At 32.7% G+C, this 19,230-nt stretch carries 14 protein-coding genes; 7 read left to right on the top strand and 7 right to left on the bottom strand.

Features of this window, described 5'->3' with window-relative positions; genetic code table 11:
• Nucleotides 1–226 precede the first annotated feature (226 nt).
• The 5 genes from F6P99_RS10750 to F6P99_RS10730 form a co-directional block, all read right to left on the bottom strand.
• Nucleotides 227–1,432, bottom strand: coding sequence for an RsmB/NOP family class I SAM-dependent RNA methyltransferase (locus F6P99_RS10750; protein WP_152287479.1), 1,206 nt, complete (start codon nucleotides 1,430–1,432; stop codon nucleotides 227–229).
• Nucleotides 1,433–1,487: 55 nt separating this feature from the next.
• A complete protein-coding gene (locus F6P99_RS10745) occupies nucleotides 1,488–4,388 on the bottom strand; it encodes a hypothetical protein (protein WP_152287478.1) in 2,901 nt (966 codons plus the stop codon).
• 82 nt (nucleotides 4,389–4,470) lie between these two features.
• Nucleotides 4,471–5,100, bottom strand: a complete 630-nt coding sequence (locus F6P99_RS10740; RefSeq protein WP_152287477.1) for a hypothetical protein — start codon at nucleotides 5,098–5,100, stop codon at nucleotides 4,471–4,473.
• 70 nt (nucleotides 5,101–5,170) lie between these two features.
• Nucleotides 5,171–5,968 (bottom strand): hypothetical protein, encoded by a 798-nt coding sequence (locus F6P99_RS10735; protein WP_152287476.1) that lies wholly within the window; start codon nucleotides 5,966–5,968, stop codon nucleotides 5,171–5,173.
• A 35-nt stretch (nucleotides 5,969–6,003) separates the two neighbouring features.
• Entirely contained in the window at nucleotides 6,004–6,870 is an 867-nt protein-coding gene (locus F6P99_RS10730) for a WxL protein peptidoglycan domain-containing protein (protein ID WP_152287475.1), read from the bottom strand.
• 179 nt (nucleotides 6,871–7,049) lie between these two features.
• On the opposite strand from F6P99_RS10730, the gene recG reads away from it, so the two are divergent.
• Entirely contained in the window at nucleotides 7,050–9,155 is a 2,106-nt protein-coding gene (recG, locus tag F6P99_RS10725) for an ATP-dependent DNA helicase RecG (RefSeq protein WP_152287497.1), read from the top strand.
• On the opposite strand, the gene F6P99_RS10720 is transcribed toward recG, so the two are convergent.
• Together F6P99_RS10720 and F6P99_RS10715 are read right to left on the bottom strand one after the other, a co-directional pair.
• Nucleotides 9,152–11,629 (bottom strand): polysaccharide biosynthesis tyrosine autokinase, encoded by a 2,478-nt coding sequence (locus tag F6P99_RS10720; RefSeq protein ID WP_152287474.1) that lies wholly within the window; start codon nucleotides 11,627–11,629, stop codon nucleotides 9,152–9,154. The genes recG and F6P99_RS10720 overlap by 4 nt on opposite strands.
• Before the next feature lie 9 nt (nucleotides 11,630–11,638).
• On the bottom strand, nucleotides 11,639–12,421 hold the full coding sequence (locus F6P99_RS10715; RefSeq protein WP_152287473.1) for a polysaccharide biosynthesis/export family protein: 783 nt from the start codon (nucleotides 12,419–12,421) through the stop codon (nucleotides 11,639–11,641).
• 239 nt (nucleotides 12,422–12,660) lie between these two features.
• Here F6P99_RS10715 and F6P99_RS10710 point away from each other — a divergent pair, with 239 nt between their 5' ends.
• From F6P99_RS10710 to F6P99_RS10685, 6 genes are all read left to right on the top strand, one after another.
• Complete coding sequence (locus F6P99_RS10710; RefSeq protein WP_317162585.1) at nucleotides 12,661–13,290, top strand: O-methyltransferase; 630 nt, start codon at nucleotides 12,661–12,663, stop codon at nucleotides 13,288–13,290.
• Between the two features lie 3 nt (nucleotides 13,291–13,293).
• The gene (locus F6P99_RS10705; protein ID WP_152287471.1) at nucleotides 13,294–13,857 is read left to right on the top strand and encodes a cob(I)yrinic acid a,c-diamide adenosyltransferase; all 564 of its coding nucleotides are present in this window, start codon (nucleotides 13,294–13,296) and stop codon (nucleotides 13,855–13,857) included.
• A gap of 101 nt (nucleotides 13,858–13,958) precedes the next feature.
• Nucleotides 13,959–14,180, top strand: a complete 222-nt coding sequence (locus F6P99_RS10700) for a DUF2795 domain-containing protein (protein WP_152287470.1) — start codon at nucleotides 13,959–13,961, stop codon at nucleotides 14,178–14,180.
• Nucleotides 14,181–14,355: 175 nt separating this feature from the next.
• Nucleotides 14,356–17,697, top strand: coding sequence for a preprotein translocase subunit SecA (secA, locus tag F6P99_RS10695; protein WP_152287469.1), 3,342 nt, complete (start codon nucleotides 14,356–14,358; stop codon nucleotides 17,695–17,697).
• Nucleotides 17,698–17,795: 98 nt separating this feature from the next.
• Nucleotides 17,796–18,470, top strand: a complete 675-nt coding sequence (locus F6P99_RS10690; RefSeq protein WP_152287468.1) for a DUF2461 domain-containing protein — start codon at nucleotides 17,796–17,798, stop codon at nucleotides 18,468–18,470.
• Between the two features lie 3 nt (nucleotides 18,471–18,473).
• Nucleotides 18,474–19,220 (top strand): VIT1/CCC1 transporter family protein, encoded by a 747-nt coding sequence (locus F6P99_RS10685; protein ID WP_152287467.1) that lies wholly within the window; start codon nucleotides 18,474–18,476, stop codon nucleotides 19,218–19,220.
• The last annotated feature ends 10 nt before the right edge of the window (nucleotides 19,221–19,230 follow it).

Genomic DNA, 19,230 nt, shown 5'->3' with positions numbered 1-19,230 from the left:
GTGGGAGAGTATGTCACCGCCTTTTTTTTAAAGCCTCAATCAGATTTATGATTGAGGCTTTTTTTTGGCTTAAATTTAAAAATGAATGAATTTATACAATTCATAAAAAAAGCATCTTAAACCAATCAAATGGCCTTAAGATGCTTTTGTATTATTATAGGTAAACTCTGTATAAAAAAACACCTTTTACATTAAGTAAAAGGTGTTTTAAATATCGATTAGTTTATTATGCTGTTTTTTCTAATAACGCCATATAGAATCCATCGAACCCACTGGTTGAAGGAAGTATTTTTTTGTCTTTAATAAACTTGAAGTTCCTGTTATTTTCTAAGAATTTTTCAACTTGGAGTTGATTTTCTGTGGGTAATATTGAACAAGTAGCATAGACTAATTTTCCACCAACTTTTACAATTTTTGAATAACTCTGTAATATCTCTTCTTGGATGTTTTTTATGTTTTCAATAAACTCTGGTTGTAATTTCCATTTGGCGTCTGGATTTCTCTTTAAAACACCTAATCCAGAACATGGAGCGTCTATCAAAACCCTATCAGCACTGTTATGTAGTTTTTTTATTGTTTTTGTTGATTCTATAAGACGAGGAGTAATGTTGTGTGCTCCAGCTCTTTTAGCACGTCTTTTCAGCTCTTTTAGTTTACCACCAAAAATATCCATAGCAATAATAGAACCTTTATTTTCCATCAATGCAGCAAGATGTAAAGTTTTACCTCCTGCACCTGCACAAGTATCTACAACTCGCATTCCTGGTTTTACTTCTAAAAATTCTGCTACTAATTGAGAAGATGCATCTTGCACTTCAAATAAACCACTTTTAAAAGCATCTGTTCGAAAAACATTTTTACGCTCTTTTAATATTAAAGCATCTTTGTATAATGGATCGACAGTAGTTTCTATCTCATTAGAGTTTAATTTTTTTTCTAAATTAACTCTAGTTGTTCGAAGAGTATTGGCACGTAATACAACAGGAGCTTGTATATTTAACGCTGAAAGTTCTTTATCCCATTGGCCTCCTAGTTCTGATATTCCCAATTCGTCTAACCAATCTGGTATCGATTCTTTTATTTTACGTATTGATTGTACCTGATCAAATTTTCCTTTGATTCTTCTGATTGGTGCATTTTCAAAATATTTCCAATCTGGTAAGTCAATTCCTCTCATTACAGCCCAAACAGTGAATAACTTCCACAAATTTTCACGTGTATAGTGATCTTTTGTTTCGGCTATTTCATTGTATAGTCTTTTCCATCGAACTATTTCATAAATGGTTTCTGCAACAAACTTTCTGTCACGAGCACCCCATCTAGCGTCTTTTTTTAAAGCAGACTCAACGGCTTTGTCAGCGTATACTCCTTCATTAAATATTAGATTCAGTGAATCGATAACTGTAAAAACTAAGTTCCTATGTAATCTCATTGTTTGAATTTTAGAAATGCAAAGGTACTTAAATCAAATGTTTTAAATGATGTCGCTATCTCTTCTTTTTAGAAAAATCTCGAATAATTACTTTTCTTCTTTTTTCTAAAATATAGAAAGAAATGTAATAACCATCTTGAAGGTTTTTTAATACAACGGGAATGTTATTTCTCGATAGGCGAAGACTACTGCTTAATATACTTTCGTCCATATTAAGAATGTATTCACCGTTAGGAAGATAAAATTCAAAGTGACCATTTTCATCAGTTAGTGTGCTATAGTTTTTATCTTTTGAAGCAGTAATTTTTATACGTGATAGATCCATTGGTTTGTCATCAGATACAGCGATTTTTTGTCTGTCAATAATGACATCACCATATAGTTTTACACCTCTTACGAATGGTATGTATTGTCGTTCACTTCTTCCAATACTAATTGAATCTTGGATGTTAGGAAACCATCCTTTCAAATCTTCTAGTGGTAAAACATCAAATGCATAACGTCCAAAGGCGGCGTTGTTTATTTTTGCCGCTCCGTTAGAAGAAGTGATAACTTCTCGTTTGTCAAAATTGATAACAACATTATTAATGGGTTGTTCGCTTCTATCTTTAACCCCATTTCCATTGGTGTCTTTAAATGCTATGAAGGTTACATTGGAAGTCTTTTTCTTTGCGAAAGGAATTGGAACTCCAATTTCTTTTCGAATACTCATTCCGATAGTTAGGTTAGAACTTTGCGATTTTGTGTTTCTGTTTGGACTGAATCGATTGGCATCTTCGATGTCGATGATATCAGAATAGTCAGTACTGTTATAAAAATAACTCATTTGTAGGCTAAACCTCCAATTTGTTTTAGAGAAGTAAAAAAGTTCTGGGTTTATACCAAATGAATTGTTTTTAGCAATATTTCTATAGGTGTAACTCGTGTTTGTCTCTAAAATAAAACGTCTATTTTTAAAAGTATACTGGTTTTGTGCAGAAACTCTAAAAAGTTGTGGAGTTACAAATTTACCCCCGATAACTTGCGTGTTGTTCGATGTAAAGTCACCATAATTATATTTTAGAGTGAAATTCCATATACGGTACCTTACGAGGGAAGTGAAATCGAAACTAAAATGATTGTCTGTCGGGGTTTCTAAAATTTCTTTAGTGTAACCAGCTCTTAAAATATAGGAGGTTTGTAAATTCCTTCTAGCACTAAAGGTTGATACGTTATAAGAAAGTCCACGTGTATGGATTTTTCTATTTAGGAAATCTCGAATATCATAATATATACCATTTTGAATAGAACCAAATTTCACTTTTCTAGAAACAGCAAATCGATTAAATAATAGTTGTTGTTGGTAAAAATTTGTGGTGTTATTACTAATAGGAGTGATTGTTTTTTGGTAATTATTATTAAAAAAAGTACTCCATTTGCTATTGATTTGGTAGCTTGTTCTATGTGATAAATTTAAACGTTCGATACTACTTGTACCAAAATTTGGATCGGTGTATCTTCCGTTTACATTAAATTTTATTTTTCTAGCAATTGTGCTTGAAAATCCCGCACTGTATAAGAATCCTTCTTTTTTTGTTTGTGTACTATTATCTGTTGTCAATGATTTTGAAACAAAAAAGTCAAATATATTCGTTTTAAATAAACGCAATCTAGGTCTTAAAGAGATGATATCGGTAGTTGTACCATTGATCTTATTGTCATTTCTACCAATTTGTGATGTAAGACTGAAAATGTTTGTATAAAAATTATGTGTTAAACCATAAGATGCATTTGTAGCTTTGCTAATGTCGTTTTTCGATTGTATATAAAATCCAGTAAATGAATTATGATCGTTTAATCTATAGCTGGCCTTTACACCATTACCACTACTAATAATACCAATGATGTTAGAAAAAACTTGTCCAACTTCTACAGATTTTTTATCATCGAAATATCCTACATACCATGGGATTTCTTGTCGAGTTGTAGGGTTGTAATAGGATTGACTAAAATTTAAAGTAGTGTTGTATATCAAACTCGCATTGTCATTAATATTTTTGATACCTCTAAAATTAATTGACATAAATGGATTTTCACTTAGTATATTTTGAATATACATATCAATCGTAAGTGGTAAGGACGGATATCCATAGGATTGCATCTCAATTTCATTGGGCAATTTGACAAAAGAAACTTTCGCCGTTTTTTTATACAATGTTTCGTTACTACTGCGGTCTTCAGTACTATTGATTACTAAGTCGTATTTTTTGAAGTATTTATTTTCGTATGGAGTGTAAGTAGTGTTTGAAACTTTTCTTTTATTTCTTTCGTTTAACTGAATAGCAGATGCATAGTAACTGAAGTCAGCTTCTTCACCTACGTCTAGGGTAATGCTATTATCTTGTGTGATTTTCTTATCTATATTGGTCGTATCAGTTAAATACAGGTCTTTTTTAGGAATTTGATGATGTACTGCAATGTCTTGTTTGTAATTCCCTTTATTTATGATTGAGTATTCAAATTTTTTGTTGAATTCTTCGTTTTTAAAGTAAAATTTGTTGGCTGTTTTAACACCTAAATCCCACTTTACTTTTTTCTTAGTTTTCAAAATGAATGAATTATCACCAATCTGTTGGCCATCTAAATCCAACAAAAAGGTATTGATAATGATTTCACTACTACCAGTTTTTACCTTTGAAGGAATTAATAGTATAGGAATAACAATGGTATCCTTAACTGATACATTGTAAATTTTATCAGGATCAATAATACTACTCCAATCGTTAGGAAGTAGTACATCTAAGGTGAAATTTAGATTGTCTTGGGTTGTGTTGATTATATTCAAGACGTTTGAAACCAAGCCAGATTTTGATATTTCAATTTGAGGCTTGTTAAACTTTGTTTTTACTTTTTCAGCTAATGTTCCTTTGTATTCATTCTCAATTTCGTCTGGATTATTTTTTTCTTGAGAAATCAAAGAGTGTGCACACAATAGCAGTGTAAAAAGAAGCGTTGTTTTTAGAATATGTTTAAGATTTCTTAGGGGTGTCAAATCTATATTAAATATTTTCTTCTAAACGAAAATTGAAACTTATTGCGAATGTACCTGGATTAAAGGACATTCCGGGTTTTATTCTTAATTCTATTTTAAATGTGTATTCACTATAGCTGGTGAGAAAATCTCCTGGTCCATTGACGTTTTGAACACAGCTTCCACTGTGAATTACATCAGAAGCTTCTAGTGTACCAATTATAGGTTTGATGATTTCTAAAACATCGTTAACACTCGATAGTGGAACAAAACTGGTGTAATCTTCAGAGGTCATGCAATCGTTGGTTGCACGAATTTCTACGATATTAAGTAATGGATTTTGACCTAAACCATCACCATAGGTGTTTAATTCTTCCCATTCGGTTGGATTGGCTCCGTTGTTGTCGACGTTTAGACTTAAATGCCAAGAGCATAAGTTATCTGGAATCGCTTTGTCTTCAACTCTTACTTTTAATCTGGCAATTGTTCTTCTAGGATAACCACTTTCGTAGGTGGTGAAATCGTTAAATGTAAAAGTGTTATTTCCCTGCTCTTCTAAATACAACTCTACCGCTCCACAATGTATTTGAGCTTCTAAAGAATTATTATTTAAAAAGAGTAAGAAAAATAATGGTATTACAAATAATTTATTCCACATTCTTGACTGTTTTATACAGTAAAAGGATGTAGGTAGTGCTACATCCTTTTAAGTAATGTTTTAAAGAATCTTATTGATCTTCTAATAAAATATATTGAACGTACATAGTGTAAACACCAGGCTCAGCATAAGTTGAAGGTCCATTGATTGTTGCAATATCTTGAGCTCCTGCTACTATATCGTATGCCATTGGGAATACAGCTGGTAGCCCAGGTAAAATTCTATAATCAATTGTGTAGTAGTATTCAGATCTACTAGTTGTTTGATTTAAGTATGTTCCACCCGGTACAAAATCATCTGCACCAGCAGCACCCTTATGACCAGCTATATATCTTTCAGTTGCTGGTGGAGGAGTTGCCAATCCAAGTGGATCTACATAAATGTTGTTTGTTCCAACATAAGCACCACCTAAACCTGCTACGGTGTTTGCATTTTGAAAGTTCGCACTGTAATCCAATTTAGTTGCATCTGCTGCAGTTGATGGGTTTTGTTGACTTTGTCTGATTTCTAAAAGACTTAAAGGAAGATTTGGAACAGCATTAGTATTGTCATTTCCGTAATCTACTTGTTGGTCCCAAAAACCAGTCGCTGTATTTCCTTGTGATCTACCTACAGCATATAAATCCCAACTTACTGTTGAACTTACTTTAAGGATTGTTGCAGCATATTGTGTAATACCTGCTTGGTACTCGTTGATTTCATCAAATACAAATTCAATTTGATCAGGAGTTGTCATGTCTAATTGCAATACTGGTTGCAAATCAAGTGTAATTGAAACGTCTTTTTCATCAATTAACTGTGCGCTAGCAGATGTACCTATTAGGGCAACAGCAGCTGCGAATAATTTAAACTTGTTACTTTTTCTCATCTTTTTTTAAAATTAGGGGTTAGTATTAATTATATTTAATTTATTGAAAATTCCATTTTGGCAGCTTGTATTTCTTCTGAGTTCTCAAAATCAAGAACTCCTACAGCTATATAATCACCTTTTTTGATTGAATCTGGTATTTCGAAGACAAAATCTCTTATCAATCCTGGTAATATGGTGAATTTCTTAACCTTTAATCTTTGTTGATCTCCAGTTTTTAAATTTGTTAGATCTATATATGAGGTACAATAAGAAATCCCATCTCCTTTATTTTGAGCGACAATTGATATTCTTTTCGAATCATTTGTATCGTCATAAACGAAATCAACAAATTCTACTTGGTTTAATTCTACATTAGGTGGGTTTTGGTATACAAATACACCGAATGCAAAGGTGGGAACAACACCAAGTGCCACAGTATTGTCTGTTTTGTTGTTCGGGTCAAGAGACTTTCTAGCTTCTTGTTGTTCAATCATAATAATACTCCAAGCAGCTTTTTTACCTGCTTCTGTATTAGGTATAGTAACGGTAAATTGAATTTTTTTCTTCTCGAAAGGCTTTAATTCTACGAAAGTAGGACTGATATTTACCCATTCAGACAATGAATATTCACCTTCTCCAACGGGTAAAAACGAACTTTGTCCTCTTCCATTCATGTTAAAGTCATACATGTTAACATCGAATGACTTGGTAGCAGGTGTATCGTTATTGATAGTAATATCGTATACTTTTGATTGACCTTGCTTTAAATTTAAGTGGAAATGTGCAGGAGAAACTGAAACTCCAGAAGTCTTTTTAGTAGAACTGATACCAACCTCTTTGGTGTCTTTTTTCTGTGCAGAAACAGTAATGCACAAAAACAAAAGTGCTACTAATGGGGTATAATAATTTTTTAAATACATTAATCGGGGGTATAGGGTAATATTAATTGTATATAAAACAAATATAGGCTCTTTTCATTAAAAAACAAATTTTAACGTTTTTTTTTATGTTTTCTTTATTGTTAATGACTCTTGATGGATGTGAATTTTCCTTTCGTTATTAATTTGTAGTTTTGGAAAATAAATTCTATTCGTTATTTATGTCTCATAAAGGAAGTGCTATTCCAGTAGCTTATTTAAAGGGAGTTGGACCATCTCGAGCGGAACTTTTGGTATCGGAGTTAGGTATTAGAAGAGTTGATCAGTTATTTTCTTTATTTCCAATTCGTTATATCGATAGAAGTAGGTTTTATAAAGCAATGGAGCTGCAACCTAATTCTTCGGATATTCAGATGATTGGACAAATCACTTCTTTAAAAACGGTCAAACAAAAAAAAAGAGAGCGCTTGGTAGCAAGATTTGAAGATACTACTGGTTCTATCGAGTTAGTTTGGTTTAAGGGAGCGAAATGGATTAAAGAGAATATAAAGATCGGGAAACCTTATGTCGCTTTTGGGAAATTGAATTTCTACAATGGTAACTTTAGCATGGCGCACCCTGAACTAGAGTTGTTGTCATTGTTTGAAAGTAGAAATCGTTCTTCCATACAAGCCATATATCCTTCTACTGAAAAGTTGCAAGCTAGAGGGGTTTCTAATAAAGTTATAAATTCAATTATTGAAAATTTATTTCGTGAGTATTATGTGAAAATTCAAGAAACACTTTCGAATGAAATTTTAGATAAAAATAATTTACTTTCTAAAAAGGAAGCTATGTTAAATATTCATTTTCCGAAGAGTCAAGAATTATTAACAAGAGCAGAGTATCGTTTGAAATTCGAAGAATTATTTTTTGTTCAACTTCAATTATTGAATAAAAAAGTAAACGAACACCAAAAAATTAAAGGTTTTAAATTCGATAAAATAGATAATTATTTTCACGAATTTTATAATAACTGTTTGAAGTTTGAACTTACAAATGCTCAAAAGAAAGTAATCAAAGAAATACGCAAAGATTTAGGATCGGGTATTCATATGAATCGTTTGCTTCAAGGTGATGTAGGGTCAGGAAAAACTATTGTCGCAGTTATTTCTATGTTGATTGCATTGGATAATGGATTCCAAGCAACGTTGATAGCACCTACTGAGATTTTGGCTAACCAACATTACATTGCTATAAAGGAGTTGTTAGGAGAAATAGGTGTATCTGTTGCTTTATTAACTGGTTCTGTTAAAACAAAAGAAAGAAGAATAATCCATGAAAATTTAGAAAAAGGTGATTTACATATTTTAGTTGGGACACATGCGATACTTGAGGACAAGGTTCGTTTTTCTAACTTGGGATTATCGATAATTGACGAACAGCATAGGTTTGGAGTGGAACAACGTTCAAAAATGTGGTTGAAGAACACAAAACCACCACATGTATTAGTGATGACGGCAACGCCTATCCCTAGGACGCTCGCAATGAGTTTGTATGGGGATTTAGATATATCGGTAATTGATGAATTACCACCAGGAAGAAAAGAAGTGAAAACTGTACATCGATATGATAAAAATAGACTTCGAGTGTTTAAGTTTATGAAAGATGAAATTGCTAAAGGAAGGCAAGTTTATGTGGTGTATCCGTTGATAGAAGAGTCCGAAGCGATGGATTACAAAGATTTGATGGATGGTTATGAAAGTATTTCTCGTGAGTTTCCAATACCAAGCTATCAAATAAGTATAGTGCATGGAAAGATGAAACCAGCAGATAAGGATTATGAGATGCAACGATTTATAGAAGGAAAAACTGATATAATGGTTGCGACAACTGTAATTGAGGTAGGCGTAAATGTGCCGAATGCGAGTATTATGGTTGTTGAAAGTTCTGAAAGATTTGGATTGTCACAATTGCATCAGTTACGAGGAAGAGTTGGACGTGGAGCAGATCAGAGTTTTTGTATTTTAATGTCTAGTTTCAAATTATCAGCGGAGGCAAAAACAAGAATAGAAACCATGGTACAAACTACTGATGGCTTTGAAATAGCAGAAGTTGATTTGAAATTAAGAGGTCCAGGGAACCTTATGGGGAAACAGCAAAGTGGTGTTCTATATTTAAAAGTAGCTGATCTGGTCAAAGACAATCATATATTATCAATTGCTAGACAGGAAGCAATTGACTTATTGAAAGAAGATTCAGATTTATCATTAACAAAACATCAAAACATTAAAAATACGTTTGATAAAATTACTCAAAAAAGCAATTTATGGTCGCATATTAGTTAGCTGTTTTTCTTGAAAATTTTAGTTGCATTTTTAAGCTTTTCGCTAAAAGATACTTTTTCATTTTCGTGGTAATTGTTGCCATATCCATAACCATATCCATAACCGTAACCATATCCATAACCGTATCCATATTTACCATCTAAACTGAAGTTATTCAGAATGTAACCAATATTTTTTATTTCCCCATTCGAATATTTATCGTCAATCATTTTCATCATTCCCTTTTTTGAATAATTTTGACGGATTACATAAATATTTGCATCAGAATATTTAATTAATTCTAAAGCATCTGAAACCAATCCAACGGGAGGAGTATCTATAATGATATAGTCGTATTTTGATTTTAATGAATTGATTAATTTAGAAGTATTTGCACTTAAAATCAATTCAGATGGGTTAGGAGGTATTGGTCCAGAAACAATCAAGTCAAGATTAGGTATGTCAGTTTGATGCGTTATTTCTTCAATCGTTTTTTGGTTGATTAAATAGTTTACAATACCAATATTGTTGTCTACTTTAAAATCATCAAATATTTTTGGTTTTCTTAAATCTAAACCGATCAAAATTGTTTTTTTTCCTCCTAATGCCATAGCGATAGCCATATTCATGGATACCATAGTTTTTCCCTCACCACTAACAGAAGAAGTAAATAATATTGTTTTGTTGTTACTGTTATTTTGGCTTTTGTCTGGAAATAAAAACTGTAAGTTAGAACGCAGTGCTCTAAAGGATTCGGCTACCGATGATTTTGGTCTTTCAAAAACGACAAGGTTAGAAGAACTAGTGTTTTTACCAATAACTCCTAATACAGGAATTTTGTAGTTTTTTTCTATTTCTTCTACCGTATGAATACTGTCATCTAATAATTGTCTAAAAACGATATAGATTAGAGGAAGAAGTATTGCTAACATTATAGAGACTAAGTAGTTGAATGATTTTCTAGGGCGAGAAGAACCTTGTCCAACATCTTTTGCAATATCCAATACTTTGATATCTGAAACATTGGCAGCAATTGCGGTTCCAGCTTCATAACTTTTTTGTTTTAAATAAGTGTAATTTGTTTCAGTTTGTTGGTAATTTCTTTCGTATTTAATCAGTTCTTGTTCGAGTTTTGGAATACGTTTCAATTCTTTGCTTAGTTGCTGTAGTCTCTTTTCGAGTTTGATAATATCTTTTTTATTCTTTTTCTCGAGTGAGTTTAAGTTTTCGGTAACAATCTTTTTTCGAGAGGCGATTCTATTTCGGATATCAATCATCTCTGGGTGTATTGCAGTAACACCAGCATCTTCTAATTCGTTTTTCAACGTAACTAGCGTGATTAGTTCTTGTGTGTTGGAAATTGTTGTAGGTTCATTAATTTCACTGATCGTGGGAGCAGGAATGTCCTTGCTTTGTTGGTCGTGAGAAAGTAAGTATTCTTTCAAGCTTACTATATAATCAATACTTCTTCTTTTGATTAATATTTCATTGTCTACATCCGTAATTTGATTAAAAATCTTTTCTCCTTCAGAATCTATACTGTAGATATTCGCAGAATCTTTGAATTTGGCTAATTCACCTTCCAATTCTTCCAATCTTTTAGCCTCATTGCTAAATAGAGTATCAATATATTTTTTTGTTTTAATTGCATAAGCAATTTTGTTGTTTTTTTGGTCGTTACCTAATACGTTGACAGAGGTGTTTAAATAGTCAACCAATCTAGCCTTGTTGGTGCCAGACAACGATAAATCTAATAAAGATGTACCTGATTTTAACTCTTTGATATAAATTCCCCTATACCGACCAACAACACTATTGATATTTCTAAATCTGACATAATATTCTTTCGATGAAATAAAATTGTGTTTTTTGTCTAGCTTGAATGTGCAAAAAGGAGTCTTTATCGTGTCATTTACATCAAAAGTTTTTTCATATGTAGTTTCAGAAGGATTGAAGTTAATAACAGATTGGTTTGTATACTCAATCAGTTTTTTTGTGTTTGTGTTTTCAAAATCGACTGATAATTTGACTTTATTATCAGAGATAAATTGAATTTTTATCAATTGATTTAACAATTGATAGTCGGTACTGTCTGTGGTTAGAAAGAAGGGCTTTTTTCCGTATACATCTTCTAATCGGTATTTGCCTTCTTCAAGGTAGTCAATATAGTACTTTAATGAGGTAACTACTTTTTCATTGTGTGTTCTCGACTTAAAAGCCGCTTTTATTCCTTCAACTAGATTGCTAGCTCCACCCCAGTTGAATGCTATATTTGTGCTGGAAGAAAAAAGAGGGTTTTGTTCTTCTTTAACACCAATAGTGGTATGGATAGTATACGATTTTTCTTCATAACCATTAATAAATTTAGCAATACTCAATCCAATGATTATTGTAATTACAAAAAGCTTCCAATGGCTAAATACCTTAAATAATAGAGATTTTAAATCAATTAGATTTTCTTCTTGTTCGTTGTATGAAGATTGTTTTTTACCCATAAAGGTATTTTAAAAAGATTTTATCAAAAGCAACGTTGTCGCAATTATTGAAAAAATAGATGCCAACGTTGTAAATGTTTCAAGACCAGTGGTTCCAATCCCCCAAGATTTAGTTTTGATTGGGTTGATATAGATTATGTCGTGGGGTAAGATGTTGAAAACTTCTGAATCAAAAACATCTACTTGAGTAATGTCAACTGTGTATTTTTTGATTCCATCAAATTCTTCTCGAATAACTTCAACTTTTGTTCTATCCCCTGTAGGTACAATATCACCAGCGTTTGCGATGGCTTCTATAATGTTGAGTTTGTTTTGATAAATAATTTGCGTACCAGGAGATCCAATTTCTCCAAGAATTGTATATCGAATACCTGCAAGTTTCACAGTCACAAATATATTTTTATCAAAATTGATATAATATTTTAATTCTGACTTTACTTTTTGTCTTACTTCATCGATTGTATATCCAAGAACATTTAAGTTGCCGACATATGGCAATCTTATATTACCATGTTCATCGACGGTATAACCAGTAAAGTATAGGTTACTACCTTGTTGTGTGTTACCATTGTTTGCGTTATCATTATTGTTAAAAAGAGCAACTAATTCTTCATTTTTAGATTTGAGTGTTATAGAAATGATATCGTTAGTTTGCAGTTTATAGGGAATTTCATTGACTTTATGGATATCCTCTTTCTCCATTGGTTCTCCTTGAAAATAAACCAATTTTTTGTGAGGAACACAAGAAAACAATAGGCTAGAAATAAGAATAACCAATAATAATTTGTTCATGCAAGACAGTTTTAACTGTTTACAAATATAATTTTTATTATCTATAAACAATAAAAATTCATTTACTTTTGCTGTGATTAAAGGGATTATAGATGTTTTTTGAACCTATTTCATATTGTAAGTTTTTATTGAAGTCTTCGAATGAACACGGAGTTCACTCACCTTTTGTATATGATTTTGTTACTAAATGCCTGTATAAAAAACCGTTAGGTTCAAATGAGAGTTCATATAGATTATTCATGAAAACACTTCAGGCCTCAGAAGAAGTGATTGAAGTAGCCGATTTCGGTGCTGGTTCAAAGGTTTTTAAAAGCAATAGTAGAGAGATTGCCAAAATAGCAAAGGTGGCTTCTATTAAAAAAAAGCATGCTTTGTTATTGATGAGGATGATTCCTTATTTTAACCTAAAAAACTGTTTAGAGTTAGGGACTTCTTTAGGTGTTGCAGCATATTGTATAGCCAAAAGCGATGATAATGTTTCATTAACAACAATTGAAGGTTGTCCTAACACAGCTAAAGTAGCCCAAAAACAATTGATGTCTTTTGGTATAAAAAATGTTACAGTGCAAGTTGGTGAGTTTGAACAAATATTGCCTAGCTTAGTAACTAATCAAAAATACGATATAGTGCTGTTTGATGGGAATCATACAAAAGAAGCAACAAGAAATTATTTCGATACTTTGTTAACATCGAAACACAACGACAGTATTTTTATTTTTGATGATATTCATTGGAGTAAAGGGATGACAGAGGTCTGGGAAGAAATAAAAATGCACCCTGAGGTTACCGTTACTATTGATTTGTTTAAATGGGGAATCGTTTTTTTTAGGAAAGAACAGCGCAAAGAACACTTTACAATAAGATTTTAGATTATGAAAATATATACCAAAACAGGAGACAAAGGAGAGACGGGATTGTATGGGGGAACAAAGGTGTCTAAAGCTGATATTCGAATAGAAGCTTATGGAACGGTGGATGAATTGAATTCATATTTAGGATTGGTGCGTGATCAAAAGATTGATGCCTATACTTTCGAAAATTTGATTAAAATTCAAAAAGAACTGTTCGTTGTTGGAGCAATTTTAGCAACTCCTCAAGAGAAGGAAACCCTGAAAAATGGAGAAAAAAGATTAGGGAGAACTATGGTTACTGATCAAATGATAACAGATCTTGAAAATGAAATAGATAAAATGGATGCTGAGCTTCCACAAATGACTCATTTCGTTTTGCCAGGAGGTCATACTACGGTGTCATATTGTCATATAGCTCGAGCAGTTTGCAGAAGAGCTGAGCGTTTGGTGGTGGTGTTGCAACAAAAAGAAATAATTGAACCCTCGGTAATCAAGTATTTAAACCGACTTTCTGACTATCTTTTTGTATTGGCACGGAAGTTGACAATTGATAATAAAGCACAGGAAATTAAATGGATTCCATAGCTTTTACATACGTTCTTTTAGACTTTTTGAATTACATGAAAAAAAACTTGACTTTTTAAGAAAAAAAATTATTTTTGCACAAATAAACAATTTTTATAAAGATGTATTGGACTTTAGAATTAGCTTCGTATTTAGCAGATGCACCATGGCCTGCAACAAAAGATGAATTGATTGATTATGCGATTAGAACTGGTGCTCCTTTAGAGGTTGTTGAGAATCTTCAAAGTATGGAAGATGAAGGAGATGCTTACGAATCTATCGTAGAAATCTGGCCAGACTATCCTACCGAAGAAGATTATTTTTGGAACGAGGATGAATACTAGATTAAAACTATTAGTAATATCACTTAAAAGTCTCTATTGAGGCTTTTTTTTTGTGTATTTTTGAACGAGTTTTTTAGAGTGCTGCAACACAGAGTATTGCAGTATTTAGTTTTCGAAATAGATAAATTATATAGAAGTAGTTCAAACTACTTTTGAGAAATAAAAAAAATAAAATATGAGTATCTTAAATTCAGTACTTAAAATTTTTGTTGGTGATAAACAAAAAAAAGATTTAAAATTACTGCAACCAATTGTCGATAAGGTTCGTGATTTTGAGAGTGAGCTAAATGCATTGTCGAATGACGAATTACGTGCAAGATCGAAAAACTTTAAAAAATTGCTTAAAGAAGCAACGCAAGTTTTTGATGAGAAAATTGCTGCTCTTGAAGAAGAAGCAATAAAAGCACATGTTGATAGAAAAGAGCAAATATTTACAGAAATAGATGCTTTAAAAGATGAAGCTTATCAAGCTTCAGAGAATGTTTTGGAAGAAATTATGCCGGAAGCTTTTGCAGTTGTGAAAGAAACGGCAAAGAGATTCACAGAAAATGATGTAGTTTCGGTTACTGCATCTGTTTATGATAGAGAACTTTCAGGGGTAAAAGAATATGTTTCACTAGAGGGAGATAATGCTATTTGGGCAACTTCTTGGGATGCTTCGGGAACACCTGTTACGTGGGAAATGATTCATTATGATGTTCAGTTAATCGGTGGTTCTGTACTTCACAAAGGTAAGATTGCCGAGATGATGACAGGAGAAGGGAAAACTTTGGTAGCGACTTTACCAATTTTCTTGAATGCCTTAACAGGTAACGGAGTACATGTAGTAACAGTAAATGACTACTTGGCGAAAAGAGATGCTGCTTGGATGGCACCGATATGGGAATTCCATGGTTTAACGGTTGACTGTATTGATCATCACCAACCAAATTCAGAAGAAAGAAGAAAAGCCTATAATGCCGATATTACCTATGGTACCAATAACGAATTTGGATTTGATTACCTAAGAGATAATATGGCGCACTCTCAAAAAGATTTAGTGCAAAGAGCACCGAATTATGCGATTGTTGATGAGGTGGATTCAGTTTTGATTGATGATGCTAGAACTCCTTTAATTATTTCTGGACCTGTACCTGAAGGTGATCGTCATGAATTCAATGAATTAAAACCAAAAGTACAGGAAATTGAAAAAATTCAACGTCAATACTTGGTTGGGGTTTTAGCTGAGGCCAAAAAATTGATCGCCGAAGGTAACACTGAAGAAGGTAGTATTCTTTTATTGAGAGTATATCGTGGTTTGCCAAAGAATAAAGCGTTGATTAAGTTCTTGAGTCAAGAAGGAGTGAAACAGCTACTTCAAAAGACCGAGAATACTTACATGGCAGATAACAACAGAGAGATGCCAAAGATTGACAAAGAATTGTACTTTGTAATCGACGAAAAAAACAACTCAATTGAGTTAACTGATAAAGGAATCCAATACTTGTCAGGCGATAGTGAAAATCAAGATTTTTTCTTGTTACCAGATATTGGAGTTAAGATTGGTGAAATAGACAACAGTGATGCTACTGTTGAAGAAAAAGTAACTCAAAAAGAAGCGCTCTATAATGACTTTAGTATTAAAAGTGAGCGTATTCATACCTTGAATCAGTTATTAAAGGCATATACTTTATTTGAAAAAGATAAAGAGTATGTTGTAATGGATAACAAGGTGAAGATAGTTGACGAACAAACAGGTCGTATTATGGACGGTCGCCGTTATTCTGATGGGTTGCATCAAGCAATTGAAGCGAAAGAAAATGTAAAAATTGAAGCGGCAACTCAAACTTTTGCTACGGTTACGTTGCAAAATTACTTTAGAATGTATCGTAAGTTAGGTGGAATGACCGGTACGGCGATTACAGAAGAAGGTGAGTTTTGGGAGATTTACAAATTAGATGTTGTTGAAATTCCTACAAATAGACCGTTATTACGTGATGATAAAGAAGATTTAGTTTATAAAACAACTAGAGAAAAATACAATGCAGTAATTGACGAAATTGTTCAGTTGGTTCAAAAAGGTCGTCCTGTATTAGTGGGTACAACCTCTGTAGAAATTTCTGAATTGTTATCTAGAATGCTTTCGCTTCGAAAAATTAAGCACAATGTGTTGAATGCGAAATTGCATAAGAAAGAGGCAGAGATTGTTGCAGATGCAGGTAACTCAGGTATGGTAACTATCGCAACCAATATGGCAGGTCGTGGTACAGATATCAAACTTTCAGACGAAGTAAAAGCTGCTGGAGGTTTGGCTATTATCGGTACAGAAAGACATGATTCTAGACGTGTAGATAGACAGTTAAGAGGACGAGCTGGAAGGCAAGGAGACGTAGGTTCATCTCAATTTTATGTTTCTTTAGAAGATCATTTGATGCGTATATTCGGTTCTGATAGAATCGCAAAAATGATGGATAGAATGGGACTTGAAGAAGGTGAGGTAATTCAACACTCGATGATTTCTAAGTCAATTGAACGTGCTCAGAAAAAGGTAGAAGAAAACAATTTCGGAGTTCGTAAGCGTTTGTTAGAGTACGATGATATTATGAATGCTCAACGTGAGGTTGTTTATAAGCGCCGTCGTCATGCTTTGGACGGGAAACGTTTGCAAATTGATATTGTAAATATGATTTACGATTCTTGTGCTTCGATTGTAGCTGAAAACAAACCAACGGATAATTATACAAATTTTGAATTTCAGTTGATTCATTTCTCAGGAATGGCTTCTCCATTTACAAAAGAAGAGTTTAAGACTCTAGCTGCAGAAAAATTAGTAGATGATTTATACGACAAGGTATATGCGCATTATCAAGATAAAGTAATTCGCAATGCGACTACAGCTTATCCAGTGATTAAAAATGTTTATGAGAATGAATCTGATAAATACGAGCGTATTGTTGTTCCTTTTACAGATGGAGTAAAAACATTACAGGTAGTTACTAACCTAAAAGAGGCATTTGAATCAGAAGGAAAAACATTGATCAATGATTTCGAGAAAAACATTACGCTTGCCATTATTGATGAAACTTGGAAAGATCATTTACGAAAAATGGATGATTTAAAACAGTCGGTTCAAAATGCATCTTACGAGCAAAAAGATCCGTTGTTAATTTATAAGTTTGAGGCTTTTGAATTGTTTAAAACAATGTTAGACAAGGTTAATAAAGAAGTGTTGTCATTCTTGTTTAAAGGAGAGTTGCCAACTCAAAATCCGAGTCAGATATCAAAAGCACCGGTTGAAAAACGTGAAAAATTAAACGTAAGTAAAGAAGAGGTTCAAAATATTTCTGAATCTGCGATGTCGCAACGAGATACACGTGAACAGCAAGTTCAAGAAACCGTAGTGCGCGAAGAGAGAAAAATAGGAAGAAACGAACGTGTTACAATAAAAAATGTAATGAACGGTCAAAGTAAAGAAGTGAAATTCAAACAAGCGATTCCTCTACTCGATAAAGGAGAGTGGGTCTTAGTAGAAGATTAATAAAAGCGAAGTCATTTGACTTCGCTTTTTTATTATGTGTAATAATTTTGTTTGTAATACTATAACAATTGTGTAAATTGAAGCTTAAAAACAATACAATGATACAAGTATCTAAATCTAGTTTAGAATTTTTGCAAAAACTGAAAGAGAATAACAATCGAGAATGGTTTGATATACATAAAAGTGAGTTTAAAGAGGAAGAAGCAAAACTAAAAGCATTTTATACTGGTGTTTTAGAAGATTTAAATAAAAATGATACGATTGAAAAAATGAAAATTTTTAGAATCTATCGTGATGTACGCTTTTCAAAAGATAAAACACCTTATAATTGGTATAGAAGTGTTAGTTTTTCAAGAGCTACAGAAAGTTTACGAGGAGGATATTATTTGAAAATAGCACCGGGAGAAACGATGATGGCAGGAGGTTTTTTTCAGCCAAACCCAGCGGACTTGCTTAGAATAAGAAAAGAATTTGAAACAGATGCTACAGAGATTCGAGAAATCATTGCTTCTGAAAATTTTCAAAAATTATTTGGGAAACTAGAAGGGGATGAGGTGAAATCGGCGCCAAGAGGTTTTGATAAAAATCATCCGAATATTGATTTGATTAAGAAAAAGTCTTTTTTGGTTACTCGAAAATTTTCTGATAAAGAAGTAGTAGCAAGTGATTTTAGGGAAAAATTAAACGAATCGTATTTAGGTCTGAGGCCTTTTTTCGATTATATGTCTGATGTGTTAACAACAGATTTAAACGGTGTGTCAATTTTAAAATAATATATGAGTCAAGCTATTGAGGAAAGTAAAATACATGGAGAATCAAGTGTTTTTGTACAAAAATTTCAAGAATATTTGGCAGAGTTTGTTTATGGTGGTATCGATGGTAGTGTCACTACATTTGCTGTAGTAGCTGGAGCTGTAGGTGCTGGGTTAGATTCTAATGTGATAATTATTTTAGGTTTTGCAAACCTGTTTGCCGATGGTTTTGCGATGTCAATAGGTGCCTATTTATCATCAAAATCAGATGTTGATAATTATGAGAAACATAAAGCAATTGAATATTGGGAAGTAGAAAATATTCCTGAAAAAGAAAAACAAGAGGTGCGAGAAATTTATGCTGCCAAAGGTTTTAAGGGTGAATTGTTAGAACAAGTAGTTGATACAATAACAGCTGACAAAGATCGATGGGTTGATGTTATGATGAAAGATGAGCTTGGTATGGTGGAAGAAAACAAGTCACCTTTTAAAATTGGATTGATAACCTTCGTTTCGTTTTTAATTCTGGGGTTTATTCCGCTGTTGGTTTATGTTTTAGATATGTTTATGGAGTTTAAGGGAGACTTGATGATATGGTCTACCACACTCACATTCTTTTCTTTTGGTCTGATTGGCTATTTGAAAGGAGTGGTGAATAATAAAAATCGATTTTATAGTGTGTTGTCAACGGTTCTTATGGGGGCGGTAGCAGCTTTGGTTGCTTATTATGTTGGAGATTTTTTAGAGCGTATTGTATCGTTGAGACAATGATCTAAATAGG

The organism is Flavicella marina (assembly GCF_009193215.1).
Lineage (GTDB): Bacteria > Bacteroidota > Bacteroidia > Flavobacteriales > Flavobacteriaceae > Flavicella > Flavicella marina.
This window is presented reverse-complemented; position numbering and strand designations above follow the sequence as displayed.